The 15,835-nt window shown below is 37.5% G+C and carries 14 protein-coding genes; 1 reads left to right on the top strand and 13 read right to left on the bottom strand.

Going from position 1 to position 15,835, the window contains the following annotated elements:
• Window positions 1-19 precede the first annotated feature (19 nt).
• From recG to J5J05_RS00665, 3 genes are all read right to left on the bottom strand, one after another.
• A complete protein-coding gene (gene recG, locus J5J05_RS00675) occupies window positions 20-2,074 on the bottom strand; it encodes an ATP-dependent DNA helicase RecG (protein WP_279633260.1) in 2,055 nt (684 codons plus the stop codon).
• A 120-nt stretch (window positions 2,075-2,194) separates the two neighbouring features.
• On the bottom strand, window positions 2,195-3,847 hold the full coding sequence (locus J5J05_RS00670; RefSeq protein WP_208558733.1) for a DAK2 domain-containing protein: 1,653 nt from the start codon (window positions 3,845-3,847) through the stop codon (window positions 2,195-2,197).
• 53 nt (window positions 3,848-3,900) lie between these two features.
• The gene (locus J5J05_RS00665; protein ID WP_208558732.1) at window positions 3,901-4,254 is read right to left on the bottom strand and encodes an Asp23/Gls24 family envelope stress response protein; all 354 of its coding nucleotides are present in this window, start codon (window positions 4,252-4,254) and stop codon (window positions 3,901-3,903) included.
• Window positions 4,255-4,548: 294 nt separating this feature from the next.
• Between J5J05_RS00665 and rpmB the strand changes: the two genes are divergently transcribed.
• Complete coding sequence (gene rpmB, locus J5J05_RS00660) at window positions 4,549-4,737, top strand: 50S ribosomal protein L28 (RefSeq protein WP_208558731.1); 189 nt, start codon at window positions 4,549-4,551, stop codon at window positions 4,735-4,737.
• Window positions 4,738-4,860: 123 nt separating this feature from the next.
• Here the strand turns inward: rpmB and J5J05_RS00655 are convergent, their stop codons facing one another.
• The 10 genes from J5J05_RS00655 to priA form a co-directional block, all read right to left on the bottom strand.
• Window positions 4,861-5,241, bottom strand: coding sequence for a PilZ domain-containing protein (locus J5J05_RS00655; RefSeq protein ID WP_208558730.1), 381 nt, complete (start codon window positions 5,239-5,241; stop codon window positions 4,861-4,863).
• Between the two features lie 193 nt (window positions 5,242-5,434).
• Window positions 5,435-5,800, bottom strand: coding sequence for a hypothetical protein (locus J5J05_RS00650; protein WP_208558729.1), 366 nt, complete (start codon window positions 5,798-5,800; stop codon window positions 5,435-5,437).
• A gap of 147 nt (window positions 5,801-5,947) precedes the next feature.
• Complete coding sequence (locus J5J05_RS00645; RefSeq protein ID WP_208558728.1) at window positions 5,948-6,598, bottom strand: thiamine diphosphokinase; 651 nt, start codon at window positions 6,596-6,598, stop codon at window positions 5,948-5,950.
• A complete protein-coding gene (gene rpe / locus J5J05_RS00640; protein WP_208558727.1) occupies window positions 6,599-7,249 on the bottom strand; it encodes a ribulose-phosphate 3-epimerase in 651 nt (216 codons plus the stop codon).
• Window positions 7,249-8,163, bottom strand: a complete 915-nt coding sequence (rsgA, locus tag J5J05_RS00635) for a ribosome small subunit-dependent GTPase A (protein ID WP_208558726.1) — start codon at window positions 8,161-8,163, stop codon at window positions 7,249-7,251. The genes rpe and rsgA overlap by 1 nt, the downstream gene beginning before the upstream one ends.
• A gap of 26 nt (window positions 8,164-8,189) precedes the next feature.
• Entirely contained in the window at window positions 8,190-10,202 is a 2,013-nt protein-coding gene (gene pknB, locus J5J05_RS00630) for a Stk1 family PASTA domain-containing Ser/Thr kinase (RefSeq protein WP_208558725.1), read from the bottom strand.
• Entirely contained in the window at window positions 10,189-10,959 is a 771-nt protein-coding gene (locus tag J5J05_RS00625; RefSeq protein WP_341868488.1) for a Stp1/IreP family PP2C-type Ser/Thr phosphatase, read from the bottom strand. The genes pknB and J5J05_RS00625 overlap by 14 nt, the downstream gene beginning before the upstream one ends.
• A gap of 139 nt (window positions 10,960-11,098) precedes the next feature.
• Complete coding sequence (gene rsmB, locus J5J05_RS00620) at window positions 11,099-12,454, bottom strand: 16S rRNA (cytosine(967)-C(5))-methyltransferase RsmB (protein ID WP_279633259.1); 1,356 nt, start codon at window positions 12,452-12,454, stop codon at window positions 11,099-11,101.
• Window positions 12,444-13,391, bottom strand: coding sequence for a methionyl-tRNA formyltransferase (fmt, locus tag J5J05_RS00615; RefSeq protein ID WP_208558724.1), 948 nt, complete (start codon window positions 13,389-13,391; stop codon window positions 12,444-12,446). Before fmt ends, rsmB begins: the two co-directional genes overlap by 11 nt.
• A 24-nt stretch (window positions 13,392-13,415) precedes the next feature.
• Window positions 13,416-15,833, bottom strand: coding sequence for a primosomal protein N' (gene priA / locus J5J05_RS00610; protein WP_208558723.1), 2,418 nt, complete (start codon window positions 15,831-15,833; stop codon window positions 13,416-13,418).
• Window positions 15,834-15,835: the final 2 nt, after the last annotated feature.

The following is a 15,835-nucleotide window of genomic DNA, read 5'->3' as shown; positions in this document are numbered from 1 at the left end:
CTCTATCATCTTCATCCATTTAATCTAGGAATGAATATCTTGCTTCTTCATCGATACCAATTTCTTTTCTTAATGAATTGTATACCTCTGCTTTAAAGAAATCATCCGATCCTAAGAGAATGGCTGCTTCGTTTCTAGCACTTTCTAGAATTTGGAAGTCCTCTACAATGTCGGCTACTTTAAATTCAGGTAGCCCAGATTGTTTTTTCCCAAATATCTCTCCAGCACCTCTCATTTCTAAATCTTTTTCACTCAGTACAAAGCCATCGTTAGTCTCTGTTAAAATTTCCATTCTTTGCGCGCCCGTTTCTCCCTTAGGATCAGCAATGAGTATACAGTGGGATTCCTTTCTCCCCCTACCAACACGTCCTCGTAGCTGGTGGAGCTGAGCTAATCCGAATCGATCTGCATCGTGGATGACCATTAACGTAGCATTTGGAACGTTCACGCCTACTTCGATTACCGTCGTTGATACGAGTATCTGAAGCTCGTTTCGCTTAAACTGTTCCATTATTGTGTCTTTATCGGCAGCAGACATTTTTCCATGCAAAAGACCTACTTTGTACTTTGGCCCAAATTTTTCTGAGTAAGTTCGATACAGATCAGTTGCATTCTGCAAATCCATCATTTCAGATTCTTCAATCAATGGACTAATTACATAAATCTGAGAGCCGTTCACTAATTCTTTTTCCACAAAAGGAAGCATTTGAGTGAACTGTTTAGGTCTGATCCAGTGCGTAGCTACTGGCTCTCTTCCCGGTGGAAGTTCATCAATCACTGATATATCCATCTCTCCAAAAGTGCTGATAGCTAATGTTCTCGGTATAGGCGTTGCTGTCATGAATAGTACATCTGGATGATCGCCTTTTTCTCTTAGTACTTTTCTTTGGTTCACACCGAATCTATGTTGCTCATCCGTGATCACGAGTCCTAACTTCTGAAAATCGACCCCTTCTTGAATCAACGCATGAGTCCCTAAAAGGGCATCAATCTCGCCATTCGCTAATTGTTGTAAGATTTCTCTGCGTTCAGCTACTTTTGTTGATCCTGTTAACAACCGAACATGAATGGGTAGCGATTCGAACATCTCTGACAAGCTTTCCATATGCTGTGTAGCCAATATCTCAGTTGGTGCCATTAAAGCCGACTGAAGTCCAGCTGTCCAAGCAGCATATATAGCTGCTGCTGCTACAACTGTTTTTCCACTCCCAACATCTCCTTGTAGCAACCGATACATTTGTGTTGGCAGCTTGAGGTCTTTACAGATTTCATTGACTACTCGCTTTTGTGCTTTTGTCAATTCAAAGGGAAGAGAGCTGAAGAACGTTCTTAATTTCTGAACATCGTAGTTAACAGCATTCCCTTGTCCATTCATTTTAAGCTGTTTTCTCAACCATTGCATTTGAAGTTGATAAATAAAGAATTCGTGAAAAATAATAGCGGTTCTAGCCATCTCATTCTCTTCATCAGATTCAGGAAAATGCATCATGCGTATAGATTCTTTTTGAGAGACAAGATAATATTTACTTCGAATCGTTTCTGGAACGATTTCAGGTATGAGTTCTTGATATTCCTGCCAAGCTTGACGTATAAGCTTGACTAATGTTGCTTGCTTAATATGCTTAGAAGTATGGTAAACAGGCTCTCTATTTTCTTTATCGTCACTCAGTGTACTACTTAGCACCTTTATACCACTTAGTTGCATCTTTAAAGCATCCCATTTACCAAAAATAATAGCATCTTCTCCTGCGGCAAGCTGTTGCTTCAAATAAGGCTGATTAAAAAAGGTTACCGGTACAATCACATGTTCAACATTTAGCCTAAATGATAATCGATTTTTTCCTCTACCAAAATGATTGATAACAGGATCTGAGATGAGTGGACCTTTTAAAACGACTTTTTCCTTATCTTCGATTTCATCAATCGCTTTGACCGTTAGATCTTCGTATCTAAATGGATAATAAGTCAAAAGATTGTAAATTGTCTCGATACCTAATTCTTTAAGTGCATCTACTCTTTTTGGCCCGACACCAGAAAGTACAGTTACCGGATCCATTATACTTTTACTTGTCAATCGTCTCCTCCTTTCTTTAGCGTCTTAAATCAGAAAAGAATAGACAAAACAACAAAGATATCCTTCGTTATTTCATCTATTCCCCCTTTAGATTCAAATCTTATTTAATTAGTTGACTGTTTACTCTACTGAAATAAGGTATGGATAAACGGGTTGTCCACCTTCGTGAATTTCCACTTCAACATCCTCATATTTATTTTCAACAGCTTGGCCAATTTCTTCAGCAACTTCTCTAGAACCATCTTCTCCGTAAAGAAGGGTTAAAATTTCGCTGTCTTCATTAATCATTTGATCGATCGTATCTAATGTAACTTGCTTGATGTCGCTAGCGGATACTTTAATGGCCCCATCGATAATCCCCATAAAGTCATCTTTTTTGATGGCAATCCCATTGATTTCTGTATCACGAACCGCAAAAGTTACTTGACCAGAGATGACTGCTTTGAGTTCAGCTGTCATGTTCTCTTTATTTGTCTCCAAATCTTGTGTTGCATTAAAACCTAACATAGAAGTCAATCCTTGTTGAATCGTTTTTGATTCGACAACGACCGTGTCTACGTCGGAAACTTCAGCAGCTTGTTCTGCAGCCATAAAGATATTTTTATTATTAGGCAAGATAATATACTGTTTTGCTGGTACATTTTCCATAGCTTTAATAATATCTTCTGTACTTGGGTTCATTGTTTGTCCGCCTAGAAGTACATAGTCTACACCTAAACTTTCAAATAGTTGCTTGATGCCTTCTCCAGCAGCTACTGCTAAGACTGCAATATCTTTTACTTCAACTTTTTTCTTCGGTGCTTCTGAAGAGAGTGCTGAGTGCTGTTCTCTCATATTATCAACTTTGATTTTCATCAAAGAACCAAATTTTTGGCCGTAATTCATCACTTCACCAGGATGTTCGGTGTGCACATGAACCTTGATTACTTCATCATCTGCCACAACAAGAAGTGAATCGCCCATCTTGTCTAAATGATTACGAAACGCATCATAGTCGAATTCACTATCGACAGTTTCGCCTTCACCGATACGAACCATGATCTCAGTACAATAACCGAATGTAATATCCTCAGTGTGTACATGTTCGTGAACGTCATTACGGTGATGTTCAGCACGAACCAGTTCATCCAATTCAGGTGCTTCTTCTACTGGTGCTTCTCCTGTCAATGAAGATAAAAATCCTTCATAAACATATACTAGCCCTTGACCACCACTATCAACTACACCAACTTCTTTAAGTACTGGTAGTAAGTCAGGCGTCTTTTTAAGAGATTTTTTTGCAGAAGAGATGATTTTTTCCATTACTTCTATAATATTATCTGTATCATTCGCTTTTTTGACACCTGATTTTGCTGATTCTCTAGCTACAGTCAGAATCGTTCCTTCTACAGGTTTCATCACTGCATTGTAAGCTGACTCTACACCATTTTGGAATGCAGCAGCAAATTGTTTTGCATTAATTGTTTTATGCTGTTGAATCTCTTTACCAAATCCTCTAAATAGTTGAGAAAGGATTACGCCAGAGTTTCCTCGTGCGCCCATTAATAAACCTTTGGCAAGTGCTTGTGCAACTTCTCCAATATGATCACTATCCGTTTCCTTTACCGCTTTTGCACCACTGGTAAAAGACAAATTCATATTTGTACCAGTATCTCCATCTGGAACAGGAAATACGTTTAATGAGTTCACGTACTCAGTATTTTCGTCAAGTCTAGCCCTACCGGCTGCGACCATATTTTTAAATTCATCAGATGTTAAGTTTAATACTTCCACTTTATTGAGTTCCTCCCTTGTCACAAGGATTTGTGACTATGGTAATATCTAATTTATACGCGCACGCCTTGTACAAACACATTAACCGATTTAGCTTTGATACCAAGATTTGCTTCTAACTGATACATGACATGTTCCTGAACGTTTTTTGATACTTCAGAAATCTTCGTGCCATAACTTACGATAATGTAAACATCGATAACGATTTCTTCATCTTCTTGTCTCACAACTATCCCACGTGAATAATTTTCACGATTCAAAATCTCAATGAGCCCATCACGTACTTGTTTTCGGCTTGCCATTCCTACGATACCGAAATTTTCTGTCGCTGCACCGCCAACTACAGTAGCAATTACCTCATTTGAAATTTCAACGTTGCCAAATTGAGTTTTCAGATTAACTGTCATTAATGATTTTCCCCTCTCTATTCAAATTTCTCATGATCACAATCGTTAACTTGCATCTTATTTTCATGATATACATATTGAATACTCAAACATATTTTAGCATATCGCGTTTTATAATGAAAGACAATACCTATTTTATAAGTTTAACAGCATTATATGTCATTTACTGTCAAGGTAGATCACTTGAAAGATTGATAATATTTTCTTGCTTGTTTGTATTCTATATGGTATCTTATATAAGTATGATTTAGCTTCTTACCTTAGAGGCTATTGCGTAAAGGAGGAGAGTTAATTATGACTAAAGAATGTTTCGTAACTGGACGTAAAGCTAAAAGTGGAAATAACCGCTCACACGCTAACAATAAATCTAAACGTCGCTTTGCAGCAAACTTGCAAAAAGTACGTATTATGGTAGATGGACAACCTAAAAAAGTATGGGTTTCTGCACGTGCCCTTAAATCAGGTAAAGTAGAACGCGTATAAATTTTAAAGAGTCATAGAGCCAGCAGAACTGATCAATCAGTGCCTGCTGGCTTTTTGTTTGTCCACTTTTTCAGATAATGTCAAAAAAAAGAAACCAGCACTGGGCTAGGCTCCTCGCGATGTTCATACCTCTTCACTTTCAAAGATATTATCTCGATAATGTATCGTTTGGTATTTATTGATTCTTCTAATCAATTCAGATTCTTCTTTATTGGACATTGAATCTAATTTCACACCGTACCTTATATATCGGTCTTCGTCCACGTCATACTTTCTGATAATACAACCCACTAAATTAAATTGTTCACCTGCTAGATCAAACTGAAAGTGATATTTTAAAAATTCTGATATAAGGAATTTTTCCCTACTCATAAAAGATAGTCCATTCCCACTTACATTTACCATTGTAATATCGTATGTAGTTTGTTTTTTTCCTGGAAGGATCATAGTAGCATCCTTAAACCCTTTGATTCTAACTCTAAAAAACTTTCTTCTATTCTCCATCAGTTGTTTTCCACCTCCGTTCGGTCTGAATATCTTGGCCATAGTCGTTCGGTTTACACTTACTCAAATATAAATCATTACTTCAGTATTTTTGTGATTCTATTTTAACATAAAAATGGTAACGTTATATAGCTTATTCTTTTCCCGCTATCAAAAATTTTAGAGACTCATTGAAATAAGGTCCACTTTGTTTTTATCTATGAATTCGCTCCAATGCTGAAATCAGATTCCTTTGATATTCTTTTATACCAATGATATATGGTCTAATGATTAATTTATATGTTTGATGGTTCGTTTTGAGTACAATTTTTTTAAAATACAATCCGCTGATGTCTAGCTGTTCAATCGACTCTATCGGAATAACGGTTACTGCTTTTTCTTGAATTTTCAAGTCAAGTTGCACCAGGGTCAAGGTCGTATGATCCAAAACAATAACATAAAATTTAGGAATGGGTATAGCGATTATTTTGGACTGCTCAGCATAACCACAAAAGGCGCGTCCATTACTATATTGCCCCATTATCTCCTCTAAAAATGCTTTAGTTACAGTTAGTTTCATAACAACTCATCCCTTTTTGTTTTAAGCATACAACACTTGCGCTAAAAAGATCTTTTTAATGCTCAAAAAATCAGATTTGACTTGTTTATGCAAAGTCTGAATAGACTTAAAACATTTCCAATCAAATCTGCTTTTTACTTAGTCAGGTTACGCTTTATCTCTACTTTGAATAAAGGCGACGATTCCTGACTCAAAAGTCAATTGTGCGTTTTCTTTTTCAAATTCATTGCTGATCAATGCTATCGCATAGTCATAATCTACACTACTTAATGTGTATTTAAACCCTTCGTCTAGGGTAAGTCGCTTGACTGGCGTCATCCCGATCACTGAACAATATTTTTTATCAGTCTCTTTATGAATGACATATGAGCCAGGTAAAAAATATCGAACTGAGTTTGTTTGATCAACTAGTTCTAGCATTGGCACAATCTCTTTAAATCTAGGCTGTAGAGCAATCATCAGTATACTCATGAAGTGATCTAATCGACCACCCGACCATCCGTAAAAAATGATTTTTTCAGGATTAAATCGTTGCATAGCATAGACCAAACTAAGCTCCGCATCCGTGTCATCCTTATCAGGGTCAAATTGCATAAATTCTTTAGCCTGCTGTTTTATATCTATTTTTTCAGATTGAGATATAGAATCAAAATCGCCTAAAACAAGATCTGGCTTATACCCCTTCTCGGTTAAATAAAAGGCTCCTCTATCTACACCGATATAATAATCCGAATGACGCTGCGGAGGCCAGACTCTTTGCTCGTCTGGACTCCCTAACATAATATGAACAATGCTCATTTAACTCACCGCGTACTTCAAATTCGTGATCATTTCTACAGGGTTTTCAGATCCATACACATATGATCCGGCCACAAAGACGTCGGTACCAGCCTCTTTGCACTGTTTTGCAGTTTCAGGTACAATCCCGCCATCAACTTCGATAAGATAGGAGTATGCCTTCTCTTGTCTAAATTCATTTAACCATTCGATTTTGTCAATGGTCTCTGGTATGAAGCTTTGTCCACCGAATCCTGGATTAACTGTCATTACTAATATCATATCTACCATATGCAAAAGTGGTTTGATGGTTTCTACTGGAGTTCCAGGATTAATAACGATTCCTGCTTTAACGTCATTATTTTTGATTAATTGTACTGCTCTATGGATATGAGGTGTACTTTCAACATGGACAGAAATATAATCGGCACCTGCTTTAGCAAATGAATGAATATAATCTTCTGGGTTTTCGATCATCAAGTGACAATCGAGCGGCAGTGATGTGTGTGGTCTAATTGCCTCTACTACATTGTATCCAAAAGTAATATTCGGTACAAAATGGCCATCCATTACATCAACATGTATCCAATCTGCGCCACCTTGTTCTACTAACGCGATTTCCTCTTTTAATTTTGAAAAATCTGCACTTAAAATCGATGGGGCTATTTTCATTAAAATGCTCCTTTTTTCTTGTATCGTGGTTTTCTGTTTCTAATTTCTTCTAAAAATAATAGATAATGATCATATCTATATTTAGGGATGACTTGATCCTCAACGGCCTTTTTGACAGCACATTTCGGTTCTTCTAAATGGATACATCCACTAAACTTACATTCTCCTCTTCGAGCCCACATTTCCGGAAAATATTCGGTCAATTCTTCTTGTTCAATATCGTCAAAATTCAAAGAGCTAAAACCGGGCGTATCCGCAATTAGACTATCCATCAATGGGATCAGTTCAACATGCCTCGTGGTGTGTTTCCCTCTACCCAGTGATTTTGACGTTTCTCCTGTTTTCAACGCCAAGGAAGAATCAATGACATTGAGCAAGGTCGACTTTCCTGCACCTGATTGCCCAATAAATACAATCAGTTTACCACCAAATTGCTCTTTGAAAATTTGTTCTACTTGTTTCTTCTTCATCTCTACTGTTTTTTCAGTCAATATGATTTGGTAGCCAATCGCGACATACTCAGCTTGATAAGCAACGATTTCTTGTCGTTGATCCTCAGTTAACTTGTCCATTTTCGTAATAAAAATCACAGGCTCAATATGCTTGGACTCCAGCATAACAAGAAACCGGTCTAACAGTTGTGTAGAAAAGTCTGGATCTACTGCGGACATAATCACTATACCTACATCTACATTAGCCACTTGGGGTCTCGTCAGCTCATTTTTTCTTTCCAGCAGATTCTGAATGATCCCTTCTGAAATATTTCCACTTTCAAATTCCACATAATCTCCGACTAATGGTGTTAAGTTCTGTTTTCGAAAGACACCTCTCGCTCTCGTTTGATAAATCGTATTCGATTCATCTGTAACGTAATAAAATCCACTAAGTGCTTTCGTTATCTGTCCTCTTTGCAAATAGTTCCATCCCTTCTATTATGATGCTATTCTGTCAATCCGGATTCTTCCATAATGATTTCTCCATCACGTTCTACTTTATATCTTGCAGATTGACCTTCTTCTACAATAAACGTCAGAATTTCCGGTGTATCTTTAGTAATTTCATATTCTTTATACACTTTATCATAAGCATTCTCTGCGTCTTCGATATATATTTTAATCAAATTTGGTACCGGAGCAGAATTTTGAACTTCTGTTTCTTCTGTATCAGTTGATTCTTCTTGATCGTCCGTAGCATCTTGATCCGCTAACTCTTCAGGTTCTTCGTAAGGAACAATGATACCTTCATCAAATGATCGACGTTCAACTGCTTCTGGCCCTGTAGAAAAAACCACAGAAATTCTATTGCCTGAATAAACGGTTGTTCCTGCTTCAGGAGATTGGCTACTCACTTGTCTAGCGGGAACGTCATTACTCGGTTCATCCGTACTTGATATTGATAGTCCTAATTCGTCTGCATAATCTAATACACCAGCTTCTGAATAACCCGTAAGGTCTCTTAAGGTATATCCTGCCTGTCCGGTACTAACTACAAACTTAATGGTTGTCTTTCCAGGAACCACTTCTTCTCCAGCTTCAATATCTTGAGAAATAATGTTACCTTCCGCAATTGTATTACTACTTTGCTGTTCGCTCTCTACGGTAAACCCTAATGAGGTAAGCTCCGCCCGAATACTCTCGTAAACTTCCCCTTCATAATTGTCTATTTCATATGCTTCTTGGCCAATGCTGACAAATAAATCTACGGCTGATTCTTCTCTTACCGTAGCGCCCGAGGTAGGATCACTTTTGATGACGACACCTTCCTCAACATCTTCGCTATTTTGCTCAGTCACATTTCCTATTACTAAGTTCTTTTGAGCTAATGCTTCTTCAGCCTCTTCTTGCGTCATACCTTCAAGTTCAGGAATGGTTACCTCTTGAGGTCTTGAAAAGAATCCAATAGCCCCGACAAGAACTGTCAAAAACAATAGGATCAGTAACAACCAAATCCATTTTCTCTGTTTACGCTTTTTAGGTTTTTTATTATCTGAATCTGTAGGTGGTTTCTTTTTAGAAACTTCTTCACTTTTCTCTAATGAATCTTCCGCTTTCTTTTCTGGAACAGCAATTGGTGTAATCACCATCGTGTCCTCTTGATCAGTATCTTTAGGAACAAACTTCTCTTCACTTGCTCTCTCTGGAGATAGTGCAGTCATCAAGTCAGCTTTCATTTCATCAATCGTTTGATATCGTTGACTCGCTTCCTTTGTAGTCGCTCTTAAGACCACATTCTCTAGTGGTTGGGGAATTCGGTGATCTATATCTCTAATTGATGGTAAATCATTTTGAAAATGTTTCAATGCTATCGACACAGCCGATTCTCCATCAAAAGGGACATCCCCTGTTAGTAATTCATATAATAAAATACCAAGCGAATAGATGTCTGATTGTTTGGTAGCCATGCTTCCTCTAGCTTGCTCAGGAGACAGGTAGTGCACAGAACCCAGTAATGAGTTGGTTTGGGTAATGGAATTCTGTGAAAGAGCCACTGCAATACCAAAGTCTGTTATTTTCACAGAGCCATCATGATCGATCAAGATGTTTTGCGGTTTGATATCACGATGAATAATATTGTGCTGATGTGCATATCTTACAGCATCTAAAATCTGACTCATGATTTCTACAGATTTCTTGTAGGGAATTGGATGATGATCATGGATGTACTGTTTTAAATCGGCACCTTCTACATATTCCATTACAATATAAGGATTTTCATCTTCACCCACATCGTAAATATTCACAATATTGGGATGAACGAGTTCAGTTGTAGCAAGTGCTTCTCTCTTAAATCGTCTGATACTATTTTCATCATTATGAAAATTATATGCCATCAATTTAACAGCCACATCTCGTTCTAGTATCAGATCTTTTGCCAGGTAAACCTTCGCCATACCACCTGAGCCAATACTTTTAATAACTTTATATCTTCCATTAATTCTTTCACCTGATTCCATTCAAATCCCCCCCTTCTGTCTCTGAATGATCTTTTTTGTTAGAAAATGGTGATTTGATATCCAGCAGACAAACAGTGATATTATCTGTTGCACCATTTTCAAGAGCCCGCTGAATCAATGCATCTGCTTTACGTGTATCATTGATTGGTTGGGATAATATTGAAAGAATCTCGTTTTCTGTTAATGCATTGGTTAATCCATCTGAGCAGAGTAGTAAAAGATCTTTCCCCGTGTTATCAAAATAAAAGAAGTCTATATTGACTGATGACTGTACACCAAGGGAACGTGTCAGCGTATTTCTTTTCTCATGCGTCATCGCTTCTTCTTCCGTGATTTGTCCACTGATTTTCAATTCGTTTGCAAAGGAATGATCCTCAGTGATACGTGTGATGGATGAACCCTCAACGACATAAGCTCGACTGTCCCCAACATTGGCTACTAAAGTCGTTTCTTCGAAAACAGCCGCTGCGACTAGCGTAGTTCCCATCCCTTGTAAATCTTTGAAGATGTTTGCTGCATCGTAGATTCTTTTATTCTCTTCGTTGATATGGCTCTGAAACCATTGTTCGACTGATTGAATATTTTCATTTTCAAATCCAGACTGACTCCAGCTATTTCCAAGTTGTAATACAGCCATTTCACTCGCAATATCTCCAGCATTATGACCACCCATTCCATCACAAAGAACGGCTAAGGTCTGATTACTATTATTGACGAAGGTCGAAACATAGTCTTGATTTGAATTTCTCTTACCAATATGAGATTTTGTTGTAATGTTCAGTTTAATTCACCTCTGGTTATTAAATAGCTGATCAACAATTTTTAACGACCGCTCTCTAAAGGAGATAGACGCTATTATATAGTAGTATCTCTTATTTTTTTTCCTAGTACAAGTATCAGTTTGATTTGACCAACGTACAGATAAAGAAACCATCTGTCTGAAATTCATGCGGATATAGTCTGAACATGTTATCTGCATCCAGTTTCAAGTTTTTGTTTTCTAAAAAGACCGGTTCTACAGTAAATTCTGGATGTTCTTCTAAAAATGCCTGAATTACTTGTTCATTTTCTTCAGGTGTAATCGTACAAGTACTATATACCAAACGGCCATTAGCTTTTAATAAAGGAGCCATATGTGAAAGAATATCGATTTGAATTTTTTGAAGTGATTTCAAATCTTCAGTGGTTTTAGAATATCTTATTTCCGGTTTTCTTCTCATCAAGCCTAAACCTGAACACGGAGCATCTACTAATATTTTATCAAAAGACTCTGTTGATACTTGTTCACTAATTTTGCGTGCATCGATATTTTTTGCATTGACTACACCATCAACATTTTGTCTTTTCGCATTTTCTTCAATCAACTTGATTTTATGTGCGTGAAGGTCGAGTGCAAGAACCTCACCCCCACGTTCAGCATCTAAATAAGATGCAATATGAGTTGTCTTTCCTCCTGGTGCAGCACATGCATCGAGTACTTTATCCCCCACTTCTAGTTGAAGCGCAGGTGCCACCAGCATAGAACTTTCATCTTGAATAGTGATTTTTCCAGATTTAAATAATGCCGACTTTGCTGGCAGACCGCTCTCGCTAATCAACCCTTGTGGTGAAACAATACTTTCAGAGACTTCGTAGCCTTCTGCGGTCAATTGTTCAATAGCTTCTTTTGTTGAAATTTGTTTCTGATTGATCCGCAAGCTCACTTTAGATTTTTCAGAAAGTGATTGAGCGTATTTTTCTGTCTCTTCAATTCCTATTTGCTGGATAGTTGTCTCAATCATCCAGTCAGGTAAGCTATATTGAATACCTAATCGTTTAACTGGATCTGTAATTTTTTTAAAATCAGGTTTTTCACTTCTCAGAACATTTCTCAGTACACCATTTACTAGACCTGCTATCCCCTTATGACCTCTTGATTTTGCAATATTGACTGCTTCATTTAATACTGCATGATCAGGTACCCTTTCTAGGTAGTGTAATTGGTATACAGATAGTCTCAATAATTCAAGTACCCAATCTTCAAGCTTCTTCTTAGGATTTAATAGCGGTTCCAACGTATAATCTAATGTTCTTTTTCTTTGAATGACCCCGTAGACGAGTTCTGTTAATAAGTTGCTTTCTTCTCTTGATAAAGCATTTTTTTCAATTGTTTGATTCAAAACGATATTACTGAACGCACCTTTAGTATTGACTTTTTCCAATATCGTCATCGCCAAGTATCGGCTGCTTTTTCTAATTGTGTTATTTGCCAAAGCTTATTCCCTCTTTCAACTGACTTCCAGCCCCGACTAGATAGTCTCTTGTTCTCATTTTTTGTTTACCAGAAGGCTGTATTTCCGTCAGCGCTAGCAATGTTTGATCTCCACAGGCAACAATAATAGCCTCTTTTTTGATCTCTTCGATTGTTCCTGGCTCTCTTGTCGCTTTCCCTTCAAGCACATTGGTTTCCCAAATCTTAAATCTTAGTCCATCTAAATAAGTATGTGCTCCCGGAAAAGGTCTTAGACCTCTTACTTTGTTATCAATTGATTCAGCTGATAAGGTAAAATCAATTTTTTCTTGTTCGGAATGAATCATTGGTGCGTAAGTGACTTCTGCTGTATTTTGTTCAATCGATTGGTTAGTCCCGTCAAATACTGATGGGAGTACAGATAATAATAAATCTCTTCCCACCAAACTCAATTTGTCAAACATTGTACCGGTATCGTCTTGATCAGTGATTGGTATTGACTTTTGTGCGATGATATTGCCAGCATCCATTTCCTTTTCCATATACATAATGGTTACACCTGTTTCTTTATCACCATTGATAATAGCGGAATGAATAGGTGCGGCTCCACGGTATTTTGGAAGTAGAGAAGCATGAACGTTAATGGCCTTAAATGTTGGTGTATAAAGCAATTTGGTTGGTACATATTGTCCATACGCCGCTGTTACAATTAAATCCGGTTCCATTTCTACTATTTGCTTCATTTCTTCAGAACCAGAAAGTTTTTCTGGTTGAAAGATAGGTAATTTCAGGGTTAGTGCTTGTTCTTTAACTGGTGGTGCTGTCAGTACTTTTTTTCTACCGACTTTTCTATCCGGTTGAGTCACGACAGCTATAATTTCAACATTCTCAACTGCTGCTAAAGCTTCGAGAATAGGTACAGAGAACTGCGGTGTACCCATAAAAACAACTTTATACATATTTATCTCCTTTATGGCTATTGATTAAATGAAATTCATCGGTTGTGCATCAATGGATACAAAAAGACCTTTTGCCTGATCTTTTTGACTATTCAATAATAGCTCGTGTAATTTTTCAGATAGCACAGCTTCTTGTTTATATTTAATAATGGCTTGAAAATGATAACGATTGTGCGTTCTTGCGATTGATTTAGGCGTAGGACCTAATACGATTGCTTTATCACTTAATGCCGGACGAATAAACTGAACAAATTCTCCAATTTTTTTGGCTGCAGTCATTTCATTTTCATGACTGACAGAAATCCTAACGAGAAAATAATAAGGGCTATAATCACTCAAATGACGTAAATGCATTTCTCTTTTATAAAAGGCATCGTAATCATGTCGTTTTGCATACTGGATTGCATAATGTTCAGGATTAAATGATTGAACATATACTTTCCCTGTTTTTTCTGCACGACCAGCACGACCACTCACTTGAGTCAGAAGCTGAAAAGTTCTTTCCGAAGACCTAAAGTCTGGTAAACCTAGCGATGTATCTGCATTAATGACACCCACAAGTGTTACATCGGGAAAATCTAGCCCTTTCGCAATCATTTGTGTACCTAAGAGAATATCTGCTTTTTTGTCACCAAAATCTTTCAGCAACCGTTCATGGGCACCTTTCCTTCTTGTCGTGTCGACATCCATTCTAATGATTCTTGCATCTGGAAACAACGCTTGAAGTTCTTCTTGAACCTTCTGTGTACCAGTACCAAAATAACGAATACTTTTACTTCGACAACTTGGACAGATAGAAGGAATCCCTTCTTCATGTCCACAATAATGACATTTCATCGTCTTGGTATCCATATGGAGCGTCTGGGAGATATCACAATTAGGACACTGGAGTACAAAACCACAATCACGACACATGACAAACGACGAATAGCCTCTTCGGTTCAACATTAACACAGACTGCTCACCTTTTTCGAGTCGATCCTTAATAGCCGCTTGTAATTCCAATGAAAAATCGCTTCTATTCCCTTTTTTCGCTTCTTCTCTCATATCTACAACCGTAACGTCTGGAAGATCTTTTTGATTCGCACGTTCGTTGAGTTCTAAAAGTGTATAGACTTGTTTACTTGCTCTAGCACTTGATTCTAAAGAAGGTGTGGCACTTCCAAGAATAACTGGACAATCATGAAAAGCACCTCGCCAGATCGCGATATCTCTTGCATGATAACGTGGATTTTCCTCTTGCTTGTAACTCGTTTCATGTTCTTCGTCTATAATGATTAACCCAATTGATTTAAGGGGGGCAAAGACACTTGAGCGCGCACCAACAACGACAGATGCTTCCCCATTATTGATTTTGCGCCATTCATCGTACTTCTCACCTTCTGACAGTCCACTATGGAGTACAGCAACTTTCTCTCCAAAGCGACTCTTGAACCGATAAACCATTTGAGGTGTTAAAGCAATTTCTGGTACAAGCATAAGCGCGCCTAATCCTTTTTCCATGACTCTTGCTATAGTCTGCAAATAAACTTCTGTTTTCCCACTACCTGTTATTCCTTTTAGAAGAAAGACCTGATGCTCGTGATCATCGATTTTAGTAGCGATTTGATCGTAAGCAATTTGTTGATCTGGATTCAATTGTAGATGCTCACTTCTGTCGATTGTAATATCTTTGAACGGATCACGGTAGACTTCGATATCTTTTATTTCCAACCACTGCTTATCTTCTGCATCTTTAATAGAAGAAAGTGAAATACCATATTCTTCTTTAAGCCACTTTTTATCGATCCATTCTGTAGCATCCATGGACTGAAGCACATTTAACAGGGCAATTTGTTTTTTTGCATTCTTTCGTAAAGACTCTCTTGCTTCTTCTAATTGTTCAAATGAAATAGTTGGTCTGATTTTTTTTACTGTCTTTTTGGTTCGTTTATCTTTAACCAGATAATTTACTTCGACTTTTTCATCAGCTTTTAAATCGAGCATTTGTTTAACTAAATCTCGTTCAATCACTTCTTCCCAAGTAATTGTATTTTTACCCTTGAATAAGTCAAAAAAGGTGTCCTCATCAATGTCATCAACAACTGTAACGACTTTTTCATACTTTGCTCTCAGTACTGCCGGAAGCATCGTCTGATAACAACTGATCTGAAAGCTATACGTACTTTTAGCCATATACGCACCGAGTTCAATTAATTCTTGATTCAGCACAGGCGCTAGATCCATTAATTCATCGATTTCTTTAAGTTCACCCTCGAAATCACTTGATTTGAAAATATTCGTCACAAATCCTTGAACCAATCGAGAACCTTTACCGAAAGGAACGACTACACGCATGCCAGATTCTAATCGTTCGTCAAACTGTCTTGGTATTTTGTAGTGAAACGGTCTATTCGTTTGTAGAACAGGTACATCAACAATTACTTCTGCGATATAGGGCATTA

This window comes from Marinilactibacillus kalidii, assembly GCF_017599325.1.
Taxonomy (GTDB): Bacteria; Bacillota; Bacilli; order Lactobacillales; family Carnobacteriaceae_A; genus Marinilactibacillus; species Marinilactibacillus kalidii.
The sequence above is the reverse complement of the archived record's forward strand: the minus strand, read 5'-3'. Positions and strand labels throughout refer to the sequence as shown.

What these genes read in the sequence shown, in the direction of transcription:
- J5J05_RS00665 (WP_208558732.1), bottom strand. Translation starts at nt 4,254, where the DNA reads ATGACAGTTAATCTGAAAACTCAATTTGGCAACGTTGAAATTTCAAAT.
- rpmB (WP_208558731.1), top strand. Translation starts at nt 4,549, where the DNA reads ATGACTAAAGAATGTTTCGTAACTGGACGTAAAGCTAAAAGTGGAAAT.
- J5J05_RS00655 (WP_208558730.1), bottom strand. Translation starts at nt 5,241, where the DNA reads ATGGAGAATAGAAGAAAGTTTTTTAGAGTTAGAATCAAAGGGTTTAAG.
- J5J05_RS00650 (WP_208558729.1), bottom strand. Translation starts at nt 5,800, where the DNA reads ATGAAACTAACTGTAACTAAAGCATTTTTAGAGGAGATAATGGGGCAA.
- J5J05_RS00645 (WP_208558728.1), bottom strand. Translation starts at nt 6,598, where the DNA reads ATGAGCATTGTTCATATTATGTTAGGGAGTCCAGACGAGCAAAGAGTC.
- rpe (WP_208558727.1), bottom strand. Translation starts at nt 7,249, where the DNA reads ATGAAAATAGCCCCATCGATTTTAAGTGCAGATTTTTCAAAATTAAAA.
- pknB (WP_208558725.1), bottom strand. Translation starts at nt 10,202, where the DNA reads ATGGAATCAGGTGAAAGAATTAATGGAAGATATAAAGTTATTAAAAGT.
- fmt (WP_208558724.1), bottom strand. Translation starts at nt 13,391, where the DNA reads ATGTATAAAGTTGTTTTTATGGGTACACCGCAGTTCTCTGTACCTATT.
- priA (WP_208558723.1), bottom strand. Translation starts at nt 15,833, where the DNA reads ATGCCCTATATCGCAGAAGTAATTGTTGATGTACCTGTTCTACAAACG.